This is a genomic window from Pseudomonas sp. FSL R10-2964 (genome assembly GCF_009600035.1).
Taxonomy (GTDB): Bacteria; Pseudomonadota; Gammaproteobacteria; order Pseudomonadales; family Pseudomonadaceae; genus Aquipseudomonas; species Aquipseudomonas bubulae.
This window is the reverse complement of record NZ_WIWH01000008.1, coordinates 72,843-93,024: the sequence shown is the minus strand read 5'-3', so window position 1 is coordinate 93,024 and position 20,182 is coordinate 72,843. Positions and strand designations below refer to the sequence as shown.

Annotated in this window: 21 protein-coding genes; 2 read left to right on the top strand and 19 right to left on the bottom strand. The window is 58.9% G+C overall.

Annotation, left to right across the window (positions count from 1 at the left end):
- Positions 1–3: 3 nt before the first annotated feature.
- The 8 genes from GHN92_RS06590 to GHN92_RS06555 form a co-directional block, all read right to left on the bottom strand.
- Complete coding sequence (locus GHN92_RS06590) at positions 4–258, bottom strand: YkgJ family cysteine cluster protein (RefSeq protein ID WP_016779971.1); 255 nt, start codon at positions 256–258, stop codon at positions 4–6.
- Positions 259–411: 153 nt separating this feature from the next.
- Positions 412–885: a translation initiation factor 2 gene (locus GHN92_RS06585; RefSeq protein WP_169916725.1), complete on the bottom strand. Its 474-nt coding sequence runs from the start codon at positions 883–885 to the stop codon at positions 412–414.
- A gap of 71 nt (positions 886–956) precedes the next feature.
- Positions 957–2,426, bottom strand: coding sequence for a PLP-dependent aminotransferase family protein (locus GHN92_RS06580; protein ID WP_095002266.1), 1,470 nt, complete (start codon positions 2,424–2,426; stop codon positions 957–959).
- Between the two features lie 247 nt (positions 2,427–2,673).
- Complete coding sequence (locus tag GHN92_RS06575) at positions 2,674–3,480, bottom strand: OmpA family protein (protein WP_095002267.1); 807 nt, start codon at positions 3,478–3,480, stop codon at positions 2,674–2,676.
- Positions 3,477–3,833: a DUF4398 domain-containing protein gene (locus tag GHN92_RS06570; protein WP_095002268.1), complete on the bottom strand. Its 357-nt coding sequence runs from the start codon at positions 3,831–3,833 to the stop codon at positions 3,477–3,479. Before GHN92_RS06570 ends, GHN92_RS06575 begins: the two co-directional genes overlap by 4 nt.
- A gap of 9 nt (positions 3,834–3,842) precedes the next feature.
- Complete coding sequence (locus GHN92_RS06565) at positions 3,843–4,661, bottom strand: ABC transporter substrate-binding protein (RefSeq protein ID WP_095002269.1); 819 nt, start codon at positions 4,659–4,661, stop codon at positions 3,843–3,845.
- A 136-nt stretch (positions 4,662–4,797) separates the two neighbouring features.
- The gene (locus GHN92_RS06560) at positions 4,798–5,727 is read right to left on the bottom strand and encodes an electron transfer flavoprotein subunit alpha/FixB family protein (protein ID WP_016779965.1); all 930 of its coding nucleotides are present in this window, start codon (positions 5,725–5,727) and stop codon (positions 4,798–4,800) included.
- A 2-nt stretch (positions 5,728–5,729) separates the two neighbouring features.
- Positions 5,730–6,479, bottom strand: coding sequence for an electron transfer flavoprotein subunit beta/FixA family protein (locus tag GHN92_RS06555; protein ID WP_133144883.1), 750 nt, complete (start codon positions 6,477–6,479; stop codon positions 5,730–5,732).
- A 546-nt stretch (positions 6,480–7,025) separates the two neighbouring features.
- On the opposite strand from GHN92_RS06555, the gene GHN92_RS06550 reads away from it, so the two are divergent.
- Positions 7,026–8,690 carry an electron transfer flavoprotein-ubiquinone oxidoreductase gene (locus GHN92_RS06550; protein ID WP_095019830.1) on the top strand — a complete coding sequence of 555 codons (1,665 nt, stop codon included), beginning with the start codon at positions 7,026–7,028 and terminating at the stop codon, positions 8,688–8,690.
- A 155-nt stretch (positions 8,691–8,845) separates the two neighbouring features.
- Here the strand turns inward: GHN92_RS06550 and GHN92_RS06545 are convergent, their stop codons facing one another.
- Entirely contained in the window at positions 8,846–9,739 is an 894-nt protein-coding gene (locus GHN92_RS06545; RefSeq protein WP_095003166.1) for an AraC family transcriptional regulator, read from the bottom strand.
- A gap of 179 nt (positions 9,740–9,918) precedes the next feature.
- Between GHN92_RS06545 and GHN92_RS06540 the strand changes: the two genes are divergently transcribed.
- Positions 9,919–10,983, top strand: coding sequence for an NAD(P)-dependent alcohol dehydrogenase (locus GHN92_RS06540; protein ID WP_133144881.1), 1,065 nt, complete (start codon positions 9,919–9,921; stop codon positions 10,981–10,983).
- Between the two features lie 46 nt (positions 10,984–11,029).
- Here the strand turns inward: GHN92_RS06540 and GHN92_RS06535 are convergent, their stop codons facing one another.
- From GHN92_RS06535 to fabF, 10 genes are all read right to left on the bottom strand, one after another.
- Positions 11,030–11,593: a DUF1285 domain-containing protein gene (locus GHN92_RS06535; RefSeq protein WP_095019648.1), complete on the bottom strand. Its 564-nt coding sequence runs from the start codon at positions 11,591–11,593 to the stop codon at positions 11,030–11,032.
- Between the two features lie 15 nt (positions 11,594–11,608).
- Entirely contained in the window at positions 11,609–12,214 is a 606-nt protein-coding gene (locus GHN92_RS06530) for a DUF4823 domain-containing protein (protein WP_095003163.1), read from the bottom strand.
- Positions 12,215–12,387: 173 nt separating this feature from the next.
- On the bottom strand, positions 12,388–13,356 hold the full coding sequence (locus tag GHN92_RS06525) for a GTP 3',8-cyclase MoaA (RefSeq protein WP_095024459.1): 969 nt from the start codon (positions 13,354–13,356) through the stop codon (positions 12,388–12,390).
- Between the two features lie 125 nt (positions 13,357–13,481).
- A complete protein-coding gene (locus GHN92_RS06520; RefSeq protein WP_019827947.1) occupies positions 13,482–14,123 on the bottom strand; it encodes a TetR/AcrR family transcriptional regulator in 642 nt (213 codons plus the stop codon).
- Positions 14,124–14,569: 446 nt separating this feature from the next.
- Entirely contained in the window at positions 14,570–15,352 is a 783-nt protein-coding gene (locus GHN92_RS06515) for a TatD family hydrolase (protein WP_095039428.1), read from the bottom strand.
- A gap of 33 nt (positions 15,353–15,385) precedes the next feature.
- The gene (locus tag GHN92_RS06510; RefSeq protein WP_095025751.1) at positions 15,386–16,372 is read right to left on the bottom strand and encodes a DNA polymerase III subunit delta'; all 987 of its coding nucleotides are present in this window, start codon (positions 16,370–16,372) and stop codon (positions 15,386–15,388) included.
- Positions 16,365–16,997 (bottom strand): dTMP kinase, encoded by a 633-nt coding sequence (gene tmk / locus GHN92_RS06505; RefSeq protein ID WP_095024457.1) that lies wholly within the window; start codon positions 16,995–16,997, stop codon positions 16,365–16,367. Before tmk ends, GHN92_RS06510 begins: the two co-directional genes overlap by 8 nt.
- A 12-nt stretch (positions 16,998–17,009) precedes the next feature.
- On the bottom strand, positions 17,010–18,104 hold the full coding sequence (gene mltG, locus GHN92_RS06500) for an endolytic transglycosylase MltG (RefSeq protein WP_178102606.1): 1,095 nt from the start codon (positions 18,102–18,104) through the stop codon (positions 17,010–17,012).
- A gap of 3 nt (positions 18,105–18,107) precedes the next feature.
- Complete coding sequence (pabC, locus tag GHN92_RS06495) at positions 18,108–18,926, bottom strand: aminodeoxychorismate lyase (protein ID WP_095024455.1); 819 nt, start codon at positions 18,924–18,926, stop codon at positions 18,108–18,110.
- Positions 18,926–20,170 carry a beta-ketoacyl-ACP synthase II gene (fabF, locus tag GHN92_RS06490; RefSeq protein ID WP_029611296.1) on the bottom strand — a complete coding sequence of 415 codons (1,245 nt, stop codon included), beginning with the start codon at positions 20,168–20,170 and terminating at the stop codon, positions 18,926–18,928. Before fabF ends, pabC begins: the two co-directional genes overlap by 1 nt.
- Positions 20,171–20,182: the final 12 nt, after the last annotated feature.

The following is a 20,182-nucleotide window of genomic DNA, read 5'->3' as shown; positions in this document are numbered from 1 at the left end:
ACACTATGCAGCGGTCACCTGCTCCCACCAGCCAATCAGGTTGATGGCCTCTTCCCGATTGCTGCCGCACACCTCGATATCTGCCTTGAAATCACCACACACCGCAGGGCGTTGCGGCTGGCCGAATAAACCGCACAAGTAGTCGACAGAAAGATGCAGGCAGCGTTCCCCGGCAGGCTTGCCATTGGGCATACCGGGCAGCGGTGTACTGATGGAAGGGGCTATGCAGCATGCGCCACAGCCTTCACGGCAATTCATGACGTCAGCTCCTCGTTCGGGGCAAAGTGTGTTGATGACAAGGGATAGTACTCGCTGGAACAGGTGTTTGAAATTGACCGTTCAGCAGAATGTGCCGATAAATGACGGTGACTGACCAGTCAGTTTAGAAGGCTGTTTTACAGCGCTCGACACTTATTGTTTGAACTCGAAATCCAGTGCCGCACCTTCGATTTCATTGTGTCGATATTCATTGCGCAATTGCAGGTCCATTTCATTACTGAGCAAACGCCCATTGAGCTGAAAAGGACTTTCTTCGACAGACTTTTCGCCAAACATATTGGGCAGTAACGGTTTGTGCGCAGGCATGGCTACCGTGCCCAAGGGCCGCAGTTGCTTGACCATCTCGGGCGGCAGGCGCAGGTCGAGCTTGGCAGCAGGCAAGGGCTTTTTGGCGATTTCATGGGCCGACCGGGATTTTGTGGCGATTGGCTTACGCTTTTTGACCGGCGCTTTTTTCTCGCTGGCGGCAGGTTTTGCCGATGAATGGACAGATTGCGTCTGCGCAGAAGTGGATGCGGGGAGCACCGGATCTGCTGTTGCAACGACTGCATTGAGCGCACTCAAAACACCCATCAACACAAGACTCGCACAATATGTCGCTTTCATAACTCCCACAGCTTTAACGGTTCAGGTGCGTATGCTCGCGCTTTACGCACAGGGGAACAAGGTAATTATAGTCAAAATGCCATACCGGCTATTGCCGAGCCACCATATAGACCTGCAGTTTCCTGGCAGAGCTGGTTGGCAAGCATGCCAAGCGTCATCAGGGCCCGCTCGGCTTCCCGATTCCAGGGCGTGCCGCAGTTTAACCGGATGCAATGATTGAACTGCTCGGTGTTACTGAAAATCAGCCCCGGCGCAATACTGATGCCTTGTTGCAGCGCCCGCACATGCAGCTCCTGGGTATTGACCCGGCCCGGCAAACTGACCCACAGGATAAAACCACCGCTGGGGCGGGACATCTGCGTCCCTTCCGGGAAATGCTGTTGCACTGCCAGCTGAAAAGCACTGAGGTTTTTTCTGTATTCCTGGCGGATATAGCGTAAATGGCGGTCGTAACCGCCATTTTCAAGGTAAGCCGCCACCCCCATTTGGGTCACGCTGCAGGCCGAATGGGTGGTAAAGGTTTGCAGGCGCTGGATTTCCTGCTGAAACTTGCCCGCAATCATCCAGCCGATTCGCACACCGGGTGACAGGGTTTTGGAAAAGCTCGAACAGTAGATCACCCGATCCAGGCGATCAAAGGCCTTCAAGGCCTTGGTGCGCCCGACCTCGAACATCAGTTCGCCATAGATATCATCTTCCACAATCTGGATATCAAAGTCCGAGGCCAGGCGTAGCAGCTGCTTTTGCCGCTCTTCAGGCATGGTCCCACCCAGGGGGTTGCTCAGGCGCGTGGTCAGCACCAATGCCTTGATCGACCATTGGTTGGCGGCCAGTTGCAGGGCTTCAAGGCTCATGCCGGTGGCCGGATCACTGGGGATTTCAATGACTTTCAAACCCAGCAGGTCAGCCAGTTGCAACAAGCCGTAGTACGTTGGCGACTCCGCCGCGATCAGGTCTCCGGGGCGGGTCAGCACCCGTAATGACATTTGCAGGGCATCGACACAGCCGTGGGTGATGATCACTTCAGACGGATCGACCACCACGCCAGCATCGCGCATGCGTATTGCCACCTGGCGGCGCAGGGGTTCGAAGCCGGGGCTGAACATATAGCTGAACGCCCGCGGGCTGTGAAAGCGGGTGACCTTGGCCAGTTGCTGGTGCAAAGCGCGTACAGGCAGGTAATCGACACTGGGCACCGCCGCTCCCAGCGGGAACACACCTTCGCGGCGGGACTCGACCAGGACTTGCTGGATAATGCTGCTGCGGGTGACCAGCCCCGGACGCTCGACACGGGCGATATCCGGAGTGGGTGCGGTAAGTGCCGGGGTCTGGTGCACATAATATCCGGACTGCGGCCGTGCCCGGATCAACCCCTGGTCTTCAAGATTGGCGTAGGCCTGCAACACCGTGGCATGACTGACGTTGAGCTGCGAGCTCATCTTGCGCACCGAAGGCACACGCTCGCCCGGCTGATAAACGCCACGCCGGATATCTTCAGCCAGCTGCTGAGCGATACGTTGGTAAAGCAAAAGGTTGGTCATGGCGCTGCACTCGATGTTCAGGCTTTGTTTTTATGGGGAACAATACCGGAACAGTTTAGAAGTGTACGGGCACAGTTGTCACTTATCTAAGCCGTACAGCGCGAGTGCGGGGGTAACTGTATGGGTGCGGACAATGCAGCTGTGGGAGCGAGATTTGCCCGCGATGGCAGCACCGCGGTACGCCTGGCACACCGAGCCGCTCCAATCGCGAGCAAGCCCGCTCCCACAGTCCAGGCAAATCCCGGTTTTAGCGAGCGGCGCCCAACTGGCCTTTTTCGTCCGAGAAGACGATTTCAACACGACGGTTCTGGGCCCGGCCGCGCTCACTGGCGTTCACATCCACCGGGTACTGGTCGCCATAACCTTCCACCTGGATGCGTTTCTCGTCGATACCCAGGTCGATCAGCACATCCGCCACTGCCTGGGCACGGGCCATGGACAGCTTGAGGTTATCCTCCGTGCCGCCCGTGCTGTCGGTGTAACCCTCAATCCGCACAATGCGCTTGGGGTTGAGTTGCAGAAACTGCACCAGTTTGAGAACCGTGCGGTTGGCCGAATTTTTCAAATCGGCTTCGCCTGTATCAAACAACACGTCACCCAGGGTCATGACCAGGCCACGATCGGTCTGGGTCGTGGCCAGGCTGACGATTTGCTCTTCCAGCCATTGGCCCTGCTGCTGAACGCTTAACAGCTTGGCCTCCCGCAAGGCCAGTTGCAGTCGCTGACGCTCCAGCTCGAGCTTGGCCGCGCGCTCTTCATTCAGCACCTGCTGGGTGTGCTCACGGGCGATTTCGCTGTAACGCTGGCTCAAGTAGGCGTAATGCGCAACGTCATCACCGCTGCCCCAATAGCTGGACAACCGGTCAGCACGCGCCAGGGACTCACCGGAGCGGATCACGTCCTTGGGAGCGATGCGCAATACATTGGTATCTTCCTTGACGGCCTGGAAGTCGGTACCGGCCTGCTGCAAGGCCTGCTGGCTGTTGTGATGGCCGGTGCAACCGCTCAGGCCGATAGCCAGCGCCCCCATGTAAGCTGCGGACTTGAGGCTCATTGCGCCTCCGCCAGTTGTTTGCGCAAGCGCGCGATACGGGTATTGAGCACGTTCAATTGTTCCTGGCTTTTTTGCGTCAGCACACGAGCTTCAGCCAAGCGGGCGTCAAGCTCCGCCTGTTCGGCCTGCATGCGCGCGTCCTTGTAAGATTCATCTGCCATATCGGCCAGCGCTTGGGCCAACTTGTCTTCGGCTTGTTTAAGCTCGGCCAGGTCATCGGCTTTTGCACCCACCGCCTTGGCTTGCTCCAGGGCCTGCTCGGTCAAACGCAATTGTTCATTCGGCGCAGGATCGGCTGCACACCCCGCCAGAGCCACAACGGCCAGGGCAGCGAAAAGAGGTCGAATTGTCACTAGGGATTCCTACTGTTTTGGGGCGCTGAGCGGTTGTTGCAGCTGGGTTTTCCACCGCTCCAGATTGCGTTGCACTACCGCCTCGGTCAGGCCGGAGGCGGGCAATTCTGTCATCTTTTTGGCGAGCTGTCCGCGCAACCACGGCTCATTACAGGCTGAGTCATGGGAAACAGCCAAAAACAGCCCTGGCTGATCGACAGGTTGCGGATGTGCCAGCAAATCATCGGCGATGCCCAGGGTTTGCGCAGTGACCATACCGGCATAACGACCGGCCAGTACATACTCGGCCTGCCCCAGCAGCAGCTTCTGAAAAGCCTGGGTCAACCCGGGCTGGGGCTCCAGGGTCAGTTGATGACGGGCAAACTCATTGAAGGTTTCGCTTAAACGGGCCTTTTCCGAGACCGCGCCCTTGTGCCCATGCAAGTCTGCGGGCGTTTCGTAGATCAGGGGAGAATCTTTGCGCGTCCACACCAGATAATCGTTGCGCACCAGCGGCGGGTGGATGTAATCGAAGGAAGAAAGCCCGGCCACGGTCAGCGGAGCATCGAGCAGCAAGTCCATGCGTCCGGTACGAACCTCGTCATGGGCCTGGGCACGCTTGCCGCCATAGAGCACTTCAACCTTGATCCCCAGCTCGTGGCCAGCCTGCTGGATCAGGTCGGCACTGGCGCCGATCAAATGGGCAGGGTCGGCCGGATCACGCCACAGGTAAGGCGGGGCATCGGGGCTGCCGGTGACGATCAGGCGTTCGCATTTGCCCGCCGCCTCGGACAGCAATGGCAAAAACACCAACCCTGCCAGCAGCCTGCTGATCTGACGCATATCCATACCCTACACTCCCTCCACACAATTGACAGGCATTAAAAAGCCCGGTTACCCGGGCTGTGAAAACAGGCAGGACACTGAGTGCCCTACCCTTCCCCACGCCCCGGTAACCGGGCCCTTTATAAGTGAAGCAACTGGATTAAACCAGTTTCTCCAGCTCAGGCACAGCTTCGAACAAGTCCGCTACCAGGCCGTAATCGGCCACCTGGAAGATCGGTGCTTCTTCGTCCTTGTTGATCGCAACGATCACCTTGGAATCTTTCATCCCGGCCAGATGCTGGATCGCGCCGGAAATACCGACCGCAATGTACAGCTGTGGCGCAACGATTTTACCGGTCTGGCCAACCTGCATGTCGTTGGGTACGAAGCCTGCGTCCACAGCGGCGCGGGATGCGCCAACAGCAGCGCCCAACTTGTCAGCCAGGGTGTACAGCAGCTTGAAGTTGTCACCGTTCTGCATGCCACGGCCGCCAGAAACCACAACCTTGGCTGCGGTCAGCTCAGGACGGTCCGACTTGGCCAGCTCTTCGCCAACAAACGACGAAGTGCCTGCATCGTGAACCGCTGCAACCGCTTCAACCGCTGCCGAACCACCTTGCGCAGCAACCGGGTCGAAACCGGTGGCGCGTACGGTGATCACTTTGACCGGCGCAGTGGACTGTACGGTGGCAATGGCGTTACCGGCGTAAATCGGACGAGTGAAGGTGTCGGCGCTAACCACCGAAATGATCTCGGAGATCTGATCAACGTCCAGTTGCGCAGCAACGCGCGGCAGGATGTTTTTGCCGTTGGAAGTAGCTGCAGCCAGGATATGGCTGTAGCCAGCGCCCAGCTCTGCAACCAATGGCGCAACGTTTTCAGGCAACTGATGGGCGTAGGCCGCGTTATCAGCAACCAGAACTTTGGCCACACCAGCGATCTGCGCAGCTGCTTCGGCTACAGCGCCAATGCCCTGGCCTGCAACCAGAACGTGGATGTCGCCACCGATTTTGGCGGCAGCGGCAACGGTGTTCAGCGTGGCCGGAGCCAGTGCCTTGCCGTCGTGTTCTGCGATTACCAAGATAGTCATGATTAGATTACCTTCGCTTCGTTTTTCAGTTTCTCGACCAGTTCAGCCACCGACTTGACCTTGATACCCGCGCTGCGTGCAGCCGGGGCTTCCACTTTCAGGGTCTTGTTGGTCGAAGCAGTCGAAACACCCAACGCGTCTGGCGTCAGTACTTCAAGCGGCTTTTTCTTGGCTTTCATGATGTTTGGCAGGGACGCATAACGCGGCTCGTTCAAACGCAGGTCGGTGGTGATGATCGCCGGCAATTTCAGCGAAATAGTTTGCGCGCCGCCGTCTACTTCACGGGTCACGGCAACCTTGTCACCTGCCACTTCAACCTTGGACGCGAACGTGCCCTGACCGAAACCGGTCAACGCAGCCAGCATCTGGCCAGTCTGGTTGTTGTCGCTGTCGATGGCTTGTTTACCCAGGATCACCAGCTGTGGCTGTTCCTTGTCGACAACGGCCTTGAGCAGCTTGGCCACGGCCAGCGAGGTCAGGTCTTCGGCGGACTCGACCAGAATGGCGCGATCAGCACCCAGCGCCAGCGCGGTACGCAGCTGTTCCTGAGCGGTGGTCGGGCCGATGGAGACGACGACGATTTCAGTCGCAACGCCTTTCTCTTTCAGGCGTACGGCTTCTTCCACGGCGATTTCGCAGAAGGGGTTCATCGACATCTTGACGTTGGCGAGGTCAACGCCGGAGTTGTCCGCTTTGACGCGCACTTTAACGTTGTAATCGACCACTCGTTTGACAGCTACAAGAACCTTCATGGATTCCTCGTTACTCTCCGGTGAAAAGAAAGTCGCCTAGGCGAACCTGGCGGTTGATGCTCGTCAGCACAAGGGCACCTCCAAAGATCGTTGCCTTATTAATAGACGGGTACCAGCGACTGCCCCTGCGACCGTCTGTCCGATGTGACTAACAAGTCATCCACCAAAAGGACGTGTAAACTCCGCTGCAAAAATGGCAGGCTCCCACTGGCTCATGCCTGTGCCCTGTCTTTAGAGGTGCTCTTGAAACCGACAATCAGCCTACGGCGAGCGCAAAACCGACCGTATCTTGACCGGAACACCATTTGCGGTCAATACAGCAAATGGGCCAGTTTTAAGCCGCGCGTCTTTGATTTGTCTGGGTTGCAGTGAATTCAAACAAACGTTTGTATTGGACCCTGCCAGTGGTGTAGATATAATGCCCGACCTCATAGAGAGAGCGGCGCCTCATCCATTGCGTCCTTGGCCTGCGTCGAGGGAATAATGGATGAAACGCCAAACCTCCAATTAGAAAAATACCGTTGAGCCTTGAGTAGGAGAGAACCTGTGGAACGCGAATACATGGAATTCGACGTGGTCATCGTCGGCGCCGGCCCTGCCGGTTTGTCCGCCGCCTGCCGCCTGAAGCAGAAGGCCGCCGAAGCCGGTAAAGAAATCAGCGTCTGCGTGGTTGAAAAAGGCTCCGAAGTCGGTGCTCATATCCTGTCCGGTGCGGTCTTTGAACCTCGCGCCCTGAACGAGTTGTTCCCGGACTGGAAAGAGCTCGGCGCTCCGCTCAACACTCCCGTTACCCGCGACGATATTTATGTACTGCGCAGCGACAGCACCGCGACCAAGGTGCCAGACCTGTTTGTGCCGAAAACCATGCACAACGAAGGCAACTACATCATCTCCCTGGGCAACCTGTGCCGCTGGCTGGCACAGCAGGCCGAAAACCTGGGTGTAGAAATCTACCCGGGCTTCGCTGCTCAAGAAGTGCTATTCGACGAAAACAATGTGGTTCGCGGGATCATCACCGGCGACCTGGGCGTTGACCGCGAAGGCAACCCCAAGGAAGGCCTGTACACCCCGGGCATGGAACTGCGTGGCAAGTACACCCTGTTCGCCGAAGGCTGCCGCGGTCACCTGGGCAAGCAACTGATCGAACGCTTCAAGCTCGACAGCGACGCAGATGCCCAACACTACGGTATCGGCCTGAAAGAAATCTGGGAAATCGACCCGGCCAAACACCAGCCAGGCCTGGTGGTGCACACTGCAGGCTGGCCGCTGGACATTATCAGCAGCGAAAACACCGGCGGTTCTTTCCTGTATCACCTGGAAAACAACCAGGTAGTAGTTGGCCTGATCGTTGATCTGTCCTACAGCAACACCTTCCTGTCGCCATTCGACGAATTCCAGCGCCTCAAGCATCACCCGGTGCTCAAGCAGTACCTGGAAGGCGGCAAACGTATCAGCTATGGCGCTCGCGCCATCTGCAAAGGCGGCCTGAACTCGCTGCCGAAAATGATCTTCAACGGCGGCGCATTGATCGGTTGCGATCTGGGCACCCTGAACTTCTCCAAGATCAAAGGCAGCCACACCGCGATGAAGTCCGGCATGCTCGCAGCTGAGGCCGTGGCTGACTCGTTGCTCGCCGACTCCGAAGGCGGTGATGCACTGAACACCTACGTTGAGGCCTTCAAGGCCAGCTGGCTGTTCGACGAACTGTTCGCCAGCCGCAACTTCGGTCCGGCACTGCACAAGTTCGGCCCTATCGTGGGCGGTGGTTTCAACTGGCTTGATCAGAACATCTTCGGCGGCAAACTGCCGTTCACCCTGCACGACACCAAGCCTGACTACGCCTGCCTCAAACAGGCCAAGGACTGCAAAAAGATCGACTACCCGAAGCCGGACGGCAAACTCAGCTTCGACAAGCTCAGCTCGGTATTCATCTCCAGCACCAACCACGAAGAAGAGCAGCCTTGCCACCTCAAGCTGCGCGACGCGAGCATCCCGATCAGCGTCAACCTGCCGCTCTACGACGAGCCTGCTCAGCGTTATTGCCCGGCGGGTGTGTACGAAGTGATCACCCAGGAAAGCGGCGAGAAGCGCTTCCAGATCAACTCGCAAAACTGCGTGCACTGCAAAACCTGTGACATCAAGGACCCATCACAGAACATCACCTGGGTAACCCCGGAAGGTGGCGGCGGGCCGACTTACCCGAACATGTAAGTCTAAAAAAGGCTCCTTCGGGGGCCTTTTTTATTGCCCCCGGATTTGTGGGAGCGGGCTTGCTCGCGATGGGATCGCCCAGGTTTGCCTGACAGACTGCGCTGTGCGCATCGCGAGCAAACCCGCTCTCACACCGCGCCCGTCACACCGACTGACTAGCACCCCACCCCTTCATGACCGGGGCTGCGTTCGAAGTAGCGCTTGTACTCGCGACTGAACTGCGACGTACTCTGATAGCCCACCCGCTCCGCCACCTGCGCCACCCCCAGCCCCTCACTCAATAGCAACTGCTGCGCCCGCAACAGCCGCAACCGCTTGAGATACTGCACCGGCGACAACAAGGTGCTGCGCTTGAAATGCTCATGAAAGGTCGACGCGCTCATATTCGCGCAACGGGCCAATGTCTCGACATTCAGCGGCTGTGCGAAGTGTTCATGCAAGTAGCTCAATGACGCCGCCACCCGGGCAAACTGCCCTTGCTGCTCAACCAAAGCCCGCAACACACCCGCCTGCGGCCCCCGCAAGGCCGCGAACAGCACCTCGCGCAACCTCGCCTGCCCCATGATCCGGCACTCCAGAGGGTCGTGCAGGCAACGCAACAGGCGCTCGACCGCCTGGCGCATATCGTCATCCAGCACCGCCGAGGTCATCGACTCCGGAGTTTGGGCAACTGCACTGCGGTCAGGGGCCAGGCCCATGGCCAGTACCAACTCGCCCAGTACCGCTCGGTCGATGCTGATAGCAACACCCAGCAATGGCATTTCTTCCGAAGCGAAGGTTTCACACTCAAAAGGCACCGCCAGCGCCTGCACCAGATAATGTCCGGCACCGTATTCCAGGGTGCGCTGGCCCAGATAGGCCAACTTACTGCCTTGAGCAATCACCATTAGGCTAGGCTCATAAATCTGCGGCATTCGGGCTACTACCCGGCAGGCAGAAACTACCCGGACTTCGGGCAACAAGGTCGACACAAAACCGGTTTGTGTCGCCAGCGGTTCGATCAGAGACACCAGAGCGGCGTTCTCGTCACGGTGACGGGTCAAAAGCATGGAGAAAGGTTCGCAGGAGGAATAGACAGCCGCATCTTCGCAGAATTGGTCAATAAAATGGCAGCCACCCCGTCAATCCGGAGTATTAGGCATGACAGGCGGAGGAATCGTCATAGTCCTGAAAGGCATGTAAGCGCAAAATTGCGCCCTGTTCACAGTCAACGTTTCGCGAGGTTCTCATGTCCACTGTTACTTATAACGCTATCGGTTATGCCGCCCAGAATGCCAAGGCCCCACTGGCGCCCATGCCGTTCAACCGTCGCGCACCGCGACCGGACGACGTCGCGATCGAAGTGCTGTATTGCGGTGTCTGTCACTCCGACATCCACCAGGCGCGCAATGACTGGGGCTTCGCGACTTACCCGCTGATGCCGGGCCATGAAATCATCGGCAAGGTCACCGCCGTTGGCGACAAAGTTACCAAGCACAAGGTCGGCGATCTGGTCGGCGTGGGCTGCATGGTTGATTCGTGCCGCACCTGCTCGGCCTGCAAGGAAGACCTGGAGCAATACTGCCTGGAAGGCATGACCCAAACCTACGCCAGCCCGGACCGCATCGACGGCACGCTGACCATGGGCGGTTACTCGGACAAGATGGTTGTCAGCGAACACTTCGTACTGAGCATTCCGAAAAATCTCGACCCGGCCAGCGCCGCACCCCTGCTGTGCGCCGGCATCACCACCTACTCGCCTCTGGTTCATTACGGCGTGGAAGCGGGCGACAAGGTCGGTATTCTGGGTATGGGCGGCCTGGGCCACATGGGCATCAAGTTCGCCAAGGCTCTGGGCGCTGAAGTGACCCTGTTCACCCGCTCCGAAGCCAAGGCTGAAGAAGCGCGTCGCCAGGGCGCCGACCATGTGATCGTGTCCACCGATGCCGAGCAGATGAAAGCCGCTGCCGGGCACTTCGACTTCCTGCTGGACACCATTCCGGTGCCGCACGACCTGAACCCGTACCTCGAAACCCTGACCTTTGACGGCGTACACATTCTGGTGGGCCTGATCGAGCCGGTTGAGCCGGCACTGAACGCCTTCAACCTGGTGTTCAAGCGGCGCGTACTGGCCGGCTCGCTGATCGGCGGCATTGCCGAAACCCAGGAAATGCTCGATTTCAGCGCCGAGCACGGGATTACCTGCGATATCGAAATGCTCGACATCAAAAACATCAACGAAGCCTTTGAGCGCGTGGTGAAAGGCGATGTGAAATACCGCTTTGTGATCGATATGAAAACGCTGAAAGCCTAAATGCGTCTTTGTGGGAGCGGGTTTCCCGCTCCCACAATCACTGGGCCTAGGGCTCAAGCCCTATCGGGAAAAACTCGCCAGCGCTCCACACGCCCAGCCAGTTTTGCCCATCGATTTCAGCAACCACCGCCAGTTCTATCAACTGATAGAACACATTGCGGTGGATCAGCGCTTCAAGGTTACGCCGTACATGCAGGTAAGGCGCAGGCTCCTGGGTCTCGGGGTTAATGACGAAGCGCAGCGGGTGCTCGCTGCCAGCGCTGACCGACTCATCGACATTGGTGGTAAAGCGCAGCACTTGCTGCTCCCCCACCCCTTCCACGTCCAGAGCGACCGCTACAAAAGGCGCGTCATCCACTTTGATGCCGACCTTTTCGACCGGTGTGATCAGAAAATATTCATCACCATCGCGACGAATGATGGTCGAGAACAATTTGACCATTGGCTTGCGACCGATCGGCGTACCCATGTAATACCAGGTGCCATCACGGGCGATACGCATATCGATGTCCCCGCAAAAGGCGGTATCCCACAAATGAACGGGCGGCAGCCCCTTGTCGGCCCTGGGGATTTGCGCCAGCAAATTGCTGACGTCTACCGGCTCGCTCATGGTGCTCTCCTCGACTTATTGATCGCTCAAGCCTATCAAGCTGCGGGCGTACTTGGCGAGCGGCGGGCCAATCAGGTCGGCGGGCTTGTTGTCATGGAACGTCAGCAAACCGCCACGGCTGCGAATGGTGGCGGTGTCGATCAGGTACTGAGTGCTGGTTTCGATCAACATCAGCTGGATCACCCCACTGTCGATGCCCAGGCGGCTGATTTCTTCCTGATCGAGCCATTCGTCGCTGTTGCCGATGCGGTCATCGGCCCGGGCAAAGCGGGTGTACAACAGGTAGTGGGCGCCAAAATTACGCGCTTCGGTCATGGCCTGATCGAGCCCCACCGGCTCCTTGGCCCGGCGCACCATGGGGAAGTATTCGACAAAACCGTTGAAAGCTTCTTCGGCAACGATATTGGGCCGCACATACGGATCGCCGATCGGTGCAAAAGGCCCCTGGGCGATATAAATAAAGGAATCAGGCTGAATGCGCAGCGAATTGCTGCGACGTGTATTGCTGTGATCGAGCAAACCGGCGTCGCTCATTTGATAGCGCGCGCCCTCGCCCAGATCACTGACGCTCATGCAGCCGCCCAGCGCCAAAAAAGCCAGCAACACAATCAGACCACGCATCCCGCTCTCCCGAAAGCCGATGACAAAAAACCGGCGAATAGCCCCGAGATGCAGATTACGCGCCAACACCCTCCTCCCCTGTGGGAGCGGGCTTGCCCGCGATGGCATCAACTCGGTGTATCAGCAAGACCGGGTTGCCAGCATCGCAGGCAAGCCCGCTCCCACTCAGATTGTTAGCCGCCGATGATTTTCATCACCGTAGCGCCGCCCGAGAAAGCCACGTCCTGTTTGTCGCCCAGGGCTTTCATCAATAAACCTTGCAGCGCTGGCAATGCCTCGTGGCGCGGCTTGTTCAGCAGATCACCCACATAGTGGCGATTGCTCGATGACAGGCAACCATGCAGCCACCCCGTGGACGACAACCGCAACCGCGAGCAGGTCCGGCAAAACGGCACGCTTTCGTTGGCAATCACGCCGAAATACCCGTGCCCGGGAATCTGGTAACGCACCGCCGTGGCGTCGATGGGCGCATCAGCCTGCAGGTATTCATGATGCTCGCCAATCAGCGCCAACAACTGCTGCAAGCTGACGAACTGCTGCAGGAAAGCATTGCCATCACTGGCCAGGTGCCCCATGCGCATAAGCTCGATAAAACGCAGCTCGTAACCACGCTCAAGGCAGTACTCCAGCAGCGGCATGACCTGATCCAGGTTCTGCCCGCGCAGCGGCACCATATTGACCTTGATTTTGATCCCGGCCTCACGCGCCTGTTGCATGCCATCGAGCACCGTTGCCAGGTCTCCGCCCCGGGCAATGCGGCGGAATGCTTCTGGGTCAAGGGTATCGAGGGAGACGTTGATGCGAGCGATGCCCGCGTCCAGCAGCAACGGCAGTTTGCGCGCAAGCAATTGGCCATTTGTAGTCAGGCTGATATCACCCAGGCCGAGCCGGCCGACTTCACGCATAAAGGTGTCGAGCTTGGGGCTGATCAGCGGCTCACCGCCGGTGATGCGCAAGCGCTCGATGCCTGCAGCTTCGATCAGATAGGCCACGCCGCGCACCATGGCTTCGGCCGACAGCTCATCCTGTGCCGCCACCAGCCGTTTACCGTTGGGCACACAGTAAGTGCAGGCATAGTTGCAGGCTGAAGTCAGGCTGATCCGCAAATTGCGAAAACGTCTGCCTTGGCGATCAACGATCATGAATGACTCCGGCGCGGGGGAAATGGGTCGCTGCAAAACCTGACTCATAAATCAGGTTTTGGCAAGACCCAAGCCTGAGTATAAGCCTCAAGGCCATAAGCCATGAAGGCAAATACAGGCTGTGGTTACTCGACTGCCGGGGTGTCGGTGTCACGCTTGCGCTTGTTGCCCATGCGCACGCCGATGTCCATCAGGAACTGGAAAAAGCCCTCCTGATCTTCCAGCACATTGCTCCAGAACGGCGAGTGATACAGCGCCACCGCACCATGCACCAGGGCCCAGGCCGCGCAATAATGGAAGTAAGGCGGCACGTCTTCGAGCTTGCCTTCGCTGATGCGGCCCTTGATCAGCAGGGTCAGGCGCTCAAAGTTGGAAGCGCGGATCTTGTGCAGCTCTTCGACCAGTTCAGGCACCTGATTGCCCTTGACCACCTTCTCTTCAAGGCGATCAAACAATCGGTAGCGCTGCGGGTCGCGCATGCGGAACTCAAAGTAGGCACGGGACAGCGCCTCCTTGTCTTTATCCACATCGGCGGAATGCAGCAGCTCGTTCAAATCGCGCTCGTAATCGAGCATCAGGCGCAGGTAGATTTCGGCCTTGGACTTGAAGTGCTTGTAGATCGTGCCTTTGCCGATACCCACGGCATCAGCGATCATCTCGACGGTGACACTGTCTTCACCCAGGTCGAGGAACAGCTTGAGCGCGGTATCGAGAATTTCTTGCTCACGGCGACGAAACTCACGGACCTTACGGGGTTCTTTGTGCATAAGAAAAGGTCTGTTCGGGTCAAAATCGAAGCGGAGTATTATGCATTAGTCACGCTAAATTGCACGGATCATCCTGCATATCGATGGGTTCAAACGATTTACCCACGATTAGATGAGCACTCAAGCGAAGCTGGGGTATTCCAAATCTGTTTAAAAAACGATCAGCTGCGGCTGGACGTTCGACAAAGCTGACCAATACTTATCATGTCGGCGTGACATCCCCCCCAAAGTGCTGCGCCGATATTGGCCGCAATGGAATGTGTGCCTTTGTTTTACTCCTAATGGTCTTAACCCGGATTCCCCAGAGCCCGGGTTTTTTTTGCCTGCTGTTCAGTTAAACGCCAAACCTGTAGGAACGGGCTTGCTCGCGACACAGGCAACTCGGTTTAGCAGACACACCGCAGCGATCCCATCGCGAGCAAGCCCGCCCCCTCAAATCCACGCAATCATCTGACCCGTGCCAGCGGGAACAGGCGCTTGAAGTTTTCGGTGGTTTGCTCTGCAAAGCGTTCGTAGGACTCACCGCGCAACATCGCCAAAAACTCAGCCACTTCACGCACGTATTGCGGCAGGTTTGGCTTGCCACGATGGGGGATCGGGGCGAGGTAAGGCGAGTCGGTCTCCACCAGCAGCCGGTCGGCAGGCACCTGACGGGCCACATCGCGCAGGGCATCAGCATTGCGAAAAGTCACAATCCCCGACAGCGAGATGTAGTAACCCATGTCCAGCGCCGCCCTGGCCATGTCCCAGTCTTCGGTAAAGCAATGCAGCACACCGGCCTGCGGCAACGCTGCCTCACGCAACATGTCCAGGGTATCGGCGCGGGCACCGCGGGTGTGGATCACCACCGGCTTGCCGGTCTGTTGTGCCGCCTCCAGGTGAACCCTGAACGACAGTTGCTGCAAATCGGCTGCTTCAGGCTCGTAGTGGTAGTCCAGGCCAGTTTCACCAATGGCCACCACCCGTGGGTGATTCAACTCGCCCAACAGCCAGTCAAGCGCCGGTGCGGCACCGGGTTGTACGTCCAGCGGGTGGACGCCCACCGAGCAGTCCACATCGGCATAGCGCTCAGTCAGGGCTTTGACATCGGCCGCGTTGTCGGCGCTTACGCCAATGCATAGAAAATGCCCGACACCACGTTGGCGCGCAGCCTCAAGGGCGGCATCCAGCGAGCCGTCATGGGCGCTCAGATCAAGACGATCGAGATGGCAATGGGAGTCAACCAGCATACAAAAAATTACCTGTTTATCAATTCAGTCAGATCAGCGCTGGCCGGGCAGGCCTGCCCACTGCACCAGCAACGCTTCAAGCAACAGATCACGGTTGAGGTTGGCCTTGCTCAAGACCTTCTGGCGCTGGGCAAGAATCCAGTCCTGAATAGTCAGGACTTTGTCCTGCGCAGTCTTCTGCGCCAGGTACTGCAGCACTTTGCGCATGTCCTCCAGCCCGAGACCGGCTTCGTCCTGAGTCAGTTGATAGCGCAGGATCAGGTTCGACCAGTCGCAAAACCAGTCAAAGAGCAACAGCAGCGGGATGGCTTTCCAGCTTTCAGCCAACTGACTGGCCGACAACTCGCGCTTGAGCAGTTTTTTAACCCCCTCAACCACCGCCGCACGCTGCTCGCGCACACCCTGGGCCTGCAGCTTGACGGCCACCAGGGGGGAACCGGCTGCCAGAGTCAGTAATTCGACCCGCTCGGCCTCAGGGATATCGGGCAGCGCATGGGCCAGCCATTCAAGGCTCAGCGCTTCACTTGGCAACGGGCAGGCCTGCTGCACACAGCGGCTGCGAATGGTCGGCAGCAACCGGCTGGACTGATGACTGACCAACAGCAAGACAGTGTTGCCCGAGGGTTCTTCAAGGCTTTTGAGCAAGGCGTTGGCGGCGTTGATGTTCATCGCCTCCACCGGCTCGACCAGCACCACCTTGCGCCCGCCCAACTGGGCGGTCTGCACCACAAAACTGACCAGATCACGCACCTGGTCTACCTTGATCGCCTTGTCAGCCTCTTCAGGCTCAAGAATGTAGTTGTCGGGGTGACTGCCCGCCGCCAGCAACGAACAGGACTTGCACGTACCGCAAGCCTCAAGCCCGACCGGCTGCTTGCACAGCAGGCTGGCCATCAGCCGCTCGGCCAGCGCCCGCTTGCCGATGCCCGCCGGGCCGTGCAGCAGGTAGGCATGAGCGTGCTGCGCGCGCCCGGCCATCTGCTGCCACAGACCGTCTTGCCACGGATAAGCCTCAGCCACGGTGCATGCCCAGCAATTGCGGCAACAGGGCGTCGAGCTGGCCCTGCACCTGCTCCAGGGTTTGTGCGGCATCGATCAGGCGGTAGCGCCCGGGCTCAAGCCTGGCACGTTCAAGGTAGGTACTGCGCACGGCGTCAAAGAAGGTGCGGCCTTCCTGCTCAAAGCGGTCGAGGCGACCGCGGGCACTGGCACGGGCCATGCCGACTTCGATGGGCAGATCGAACACCAGGGTCAGATCCGGGCGCAGAGCCCCCTGAACAAAGGTCTCCAGGGTGGCGATGCGCTCATGGGACAAGCCCCGGCCGCCGCCCTGATAGGCATAGGTAGCATCGGTAAAGCGATCACACAGCACCACCGCGCCACGGGCCAGTGCCGGACGAATCACTTCGGCCAGATGCTGGGCGCGGGCGGCGAATACCAGCAGCAGCTCGGTGTCGGCACACATGGCGTCGTCGCTGGGCGTAAGCAGCAGCTCGCGGATGCGCTCAGCCAGCGGCGTGCCGCCGGGTTCGCGGGTCAGCACCACGTCGATGCCTGCGGCGCGCAAACGCTCTGCCAGGTACTCGCGATTGGTACTTTTGCCCGCGCCTTCGGGGCCTTCCAGGGTAATAAACAAGCCAGTCACAGGCGGCAATCCTTAATCAGTGTCTTTCGGACTTTGCGGCTCGACCGGGGCGCTTGCCGGTTCAGCAGCGGGGGCCGGCGCAGGGCTCGAACGATAATCGGCCCGACGTTTGATCTGGAATTCACGCACAGCAGAGTTGTGCGCATCCAGGTCATCGGAAAACGTGTGGCTGCCATCGCCCTTGGCCACAAAGTACAGGCTGGTGCCATCCGCCGGGTGCAGTGCGGCATAAATGGCCTCACGCCCGACCATGGCAATCGGTGTCGGCGGCAGACCGGGAATGGTGTAGGTGTTGTACGGCGTAGGCTCGCGCAAATGGGCGCGGGTCAGTTTGCCGTTGTATCGCTCACCCAGACCGTAGATCACCGTAGGATCGGTTTGCAGTGGCATGCCGATTTTCATCCGACGCACAAATACTCCGGCAATTTGCCCACGCTCTTGTGGCACACCGGTTTCTTTTTCCACCAGGGAAGCCATGATCAGCGCCTGGTATGGCGTTGTATAGGGTACGCCCGGGTCACGCTGTTCCCATTCCTGGGCCAGCACTTTATCCAGACGGTCGTAGGCCTTTTCCAGCAACTGGGCATCGGTCATGCCACGCACAAAACGGTAGGTATCAGGGAAAAACCGCCCTTCCGGGAATACCCCTTCGTGCCCGAGTTTGGCCATGACTTCGCTGTCGCTCAGGCCGTCGAGGGTCTGTTCGATTTTTTCGTGTTTGGCCAGGGCGCTACGCACCTGGCGAAAGTTCCAGCCTTCAACCAGGGTCAGGCTGTATTGCACCACCTCACCACGCTGCCACACACCGATCAACTCCTGGGCGGTCATGCCCGGAGTCATGCGATATTCGCCGCTGTGCAAAGGCTGGCCTTCAAGGTTAAAGCGCCAGTAAAGACGCAGCCAGAATGCGTCTTGCAGGTTACCGTCAGCTTCCAGTCGATTGAAGGTGCCGGTCGGCGTGGCGCCGGCCGGGACATCGAGCAATTGCTCTTGCGTCAGGTTCAGCGGCTGGTCGAGCGCCGAGTTGAGCTTCCAGGCACTGACGCCCAGCAGCAAGCCCGCCAGCACCAGACCTGTCTCCAGCAGCACCAAGATTTTACGTTTCACGAATCAGACATCCAGTAAGGTGCGAGCAATACCTTGCAGTTTACGGGTCAGCGGCCCCACCGGCCAGCTAAGGTCTGCAAAAGCGCGCACCGGCCAAATGCCATATACGCTGTTGCAGAGAAAGAGTTCATCGGCCTGTTGCAACTGCGCAAGGCTGATATCGGTAACATGGCAAGGGATGCCCAGGCGCCCGGCCTCGGCCAGCAGTGCAGCCCGCATCACGCCAGCCACACCGCAGCGGCGCAGGTCGGCAGTCAGCAAAACGCCGTCACGCACAATAAACAGATTGCTGAACACACCTTCAATCACCCGCCCCGAGGTATCGCGCATCAAGCCCTCGGCACAGGCCGGGTCTTGCCATTCGGAGCGCGCAATGACCTGTTCGAGTCGATTGAGGTGTTTGAGCCCGGCCAATAGCGGTTGCTCGGCCAGACGGGTGGCACAGTCGAACAGGGTGATACCGTGCAGCGCATTGGCTTCAGGCCAGGCAGCCGCCGGGCTGGCTTGCAGAATTCTTCGAGGCATGGCCCCGGGGGATATACCATAACCGCGCTGGCTGTCGCCGCGGGTCAGGATGAGCTTGAGGACGCCCTCGCCCATCGCGTGGGCGTAAGCCAGCAATTCGCTGCGGATCAGTGCTTGATCCGCAACAATCGCCAGCCGGGAACACCCTTGCGCCAGGCGCTGCAGGTGCAGCTCCAGCAGCAACGGCGTGCCAGCCTTGACGGCGATGGTCTCGAACAGTCCATCGCCATAGGCCAGCCCACGGTCTTTGAGCGACGCCAGGGCGCTCGCCGGTTGACCGTCGACCCAGCTTTGCATTACTCGGCGTACCGGCGGAACACCAGCGAGCCGTTGGTGCCACCAAAACCGAACGAGTTGGACAGCACCACATCGATCGGCATTTCGCGCGGCGTGTGCGGCACGAAATCCAGGTCGCAGCCTTCATCAGGCTCGTCGAGGTTGATGGTCGGCGGTGCAATCTGGCTGTTGATGGCCAGTACGCTGAAGATCGCCTCGACTGCACCGGCGGCACCCAACAGGTGACCGGTCATGGACTTGGTCGAACTCACGGCCAGGTTGTAGGCGTGATCGCCGAACACCGACTTGATCGCCGAAACTTCTGCCAGGTCACCGGCAGGCGTCGAGGTGCCGTGGGCGTTGATGTACTGCACCTGATCAGGGTTGACCCGGGCATCACGCAAGGCATTGGTGATGCAGCGTGCCGCACCCGCACCGTCAGCCGGAGGCGAGGTCATGTGGAAAGCGTCACCGCTCATACCAAAACCGATCAGCTCGGCGTAGATGGTCGCGCCACGCGCCTTGGCATGCTCGAGCTCTTCGAGCACCAGCGCGCCGGCACCGTCGGACAGCACAAAACCGTCACGGCCTTTGTCCCACGGACGGCTGGCCCGGGTCGGGTCGTCGTTGCGGGTCGACAGCGCACGGGAAGCACCAAAGCCGCCCATGCCCAGACCGCAAGCAGCCATTTCTGCGCCACCTGCAATCATCACATCGGCTTCGCCGTAGGCAATGTTGCGCGCCGCCATGCCAATACAGTGCGTACCGGTGGTACAGGCTGTGGCGATGGCGTAGTTAGGCCCCTGTGTACCCAGGTGGATAGACAGAAAGCCGGAAATCATGTTGATGATCGAGCCCGGCACAAAAAACGGAGAAATCCGTCGCGGGCCTTGCTCGTGCAGGGTACGGCTGGTTTCTTCGATATTGGTCAGACCGCCAATACCCGACCCCATTGCCACACCGATGCGCTCACGATTGGCGTCGGTAACTTCCAGGCCGGAATTGCGCACAGCCTGAAACCCGGCTGCCAGACCGTATTGAATAAACAGGTCAAGTTTTCGGGCTTCTTTGACGGAGAGGTAGTCCTCAACGTTAAAGCCCTGTACCGAGCCGCCAAAACGGGTGGAATAGGCAGAAAGATCCGTGTGTTCGATCAGACCAATGCCACTACGGCCTGCCAGAATGCCTTGCCAGGTGCTCGGAACATCCGCACCCAGTGGCGACAACATCCCCATACCGGTGACTACGACGCGTCTACGCGACACAGCACTCTCCTT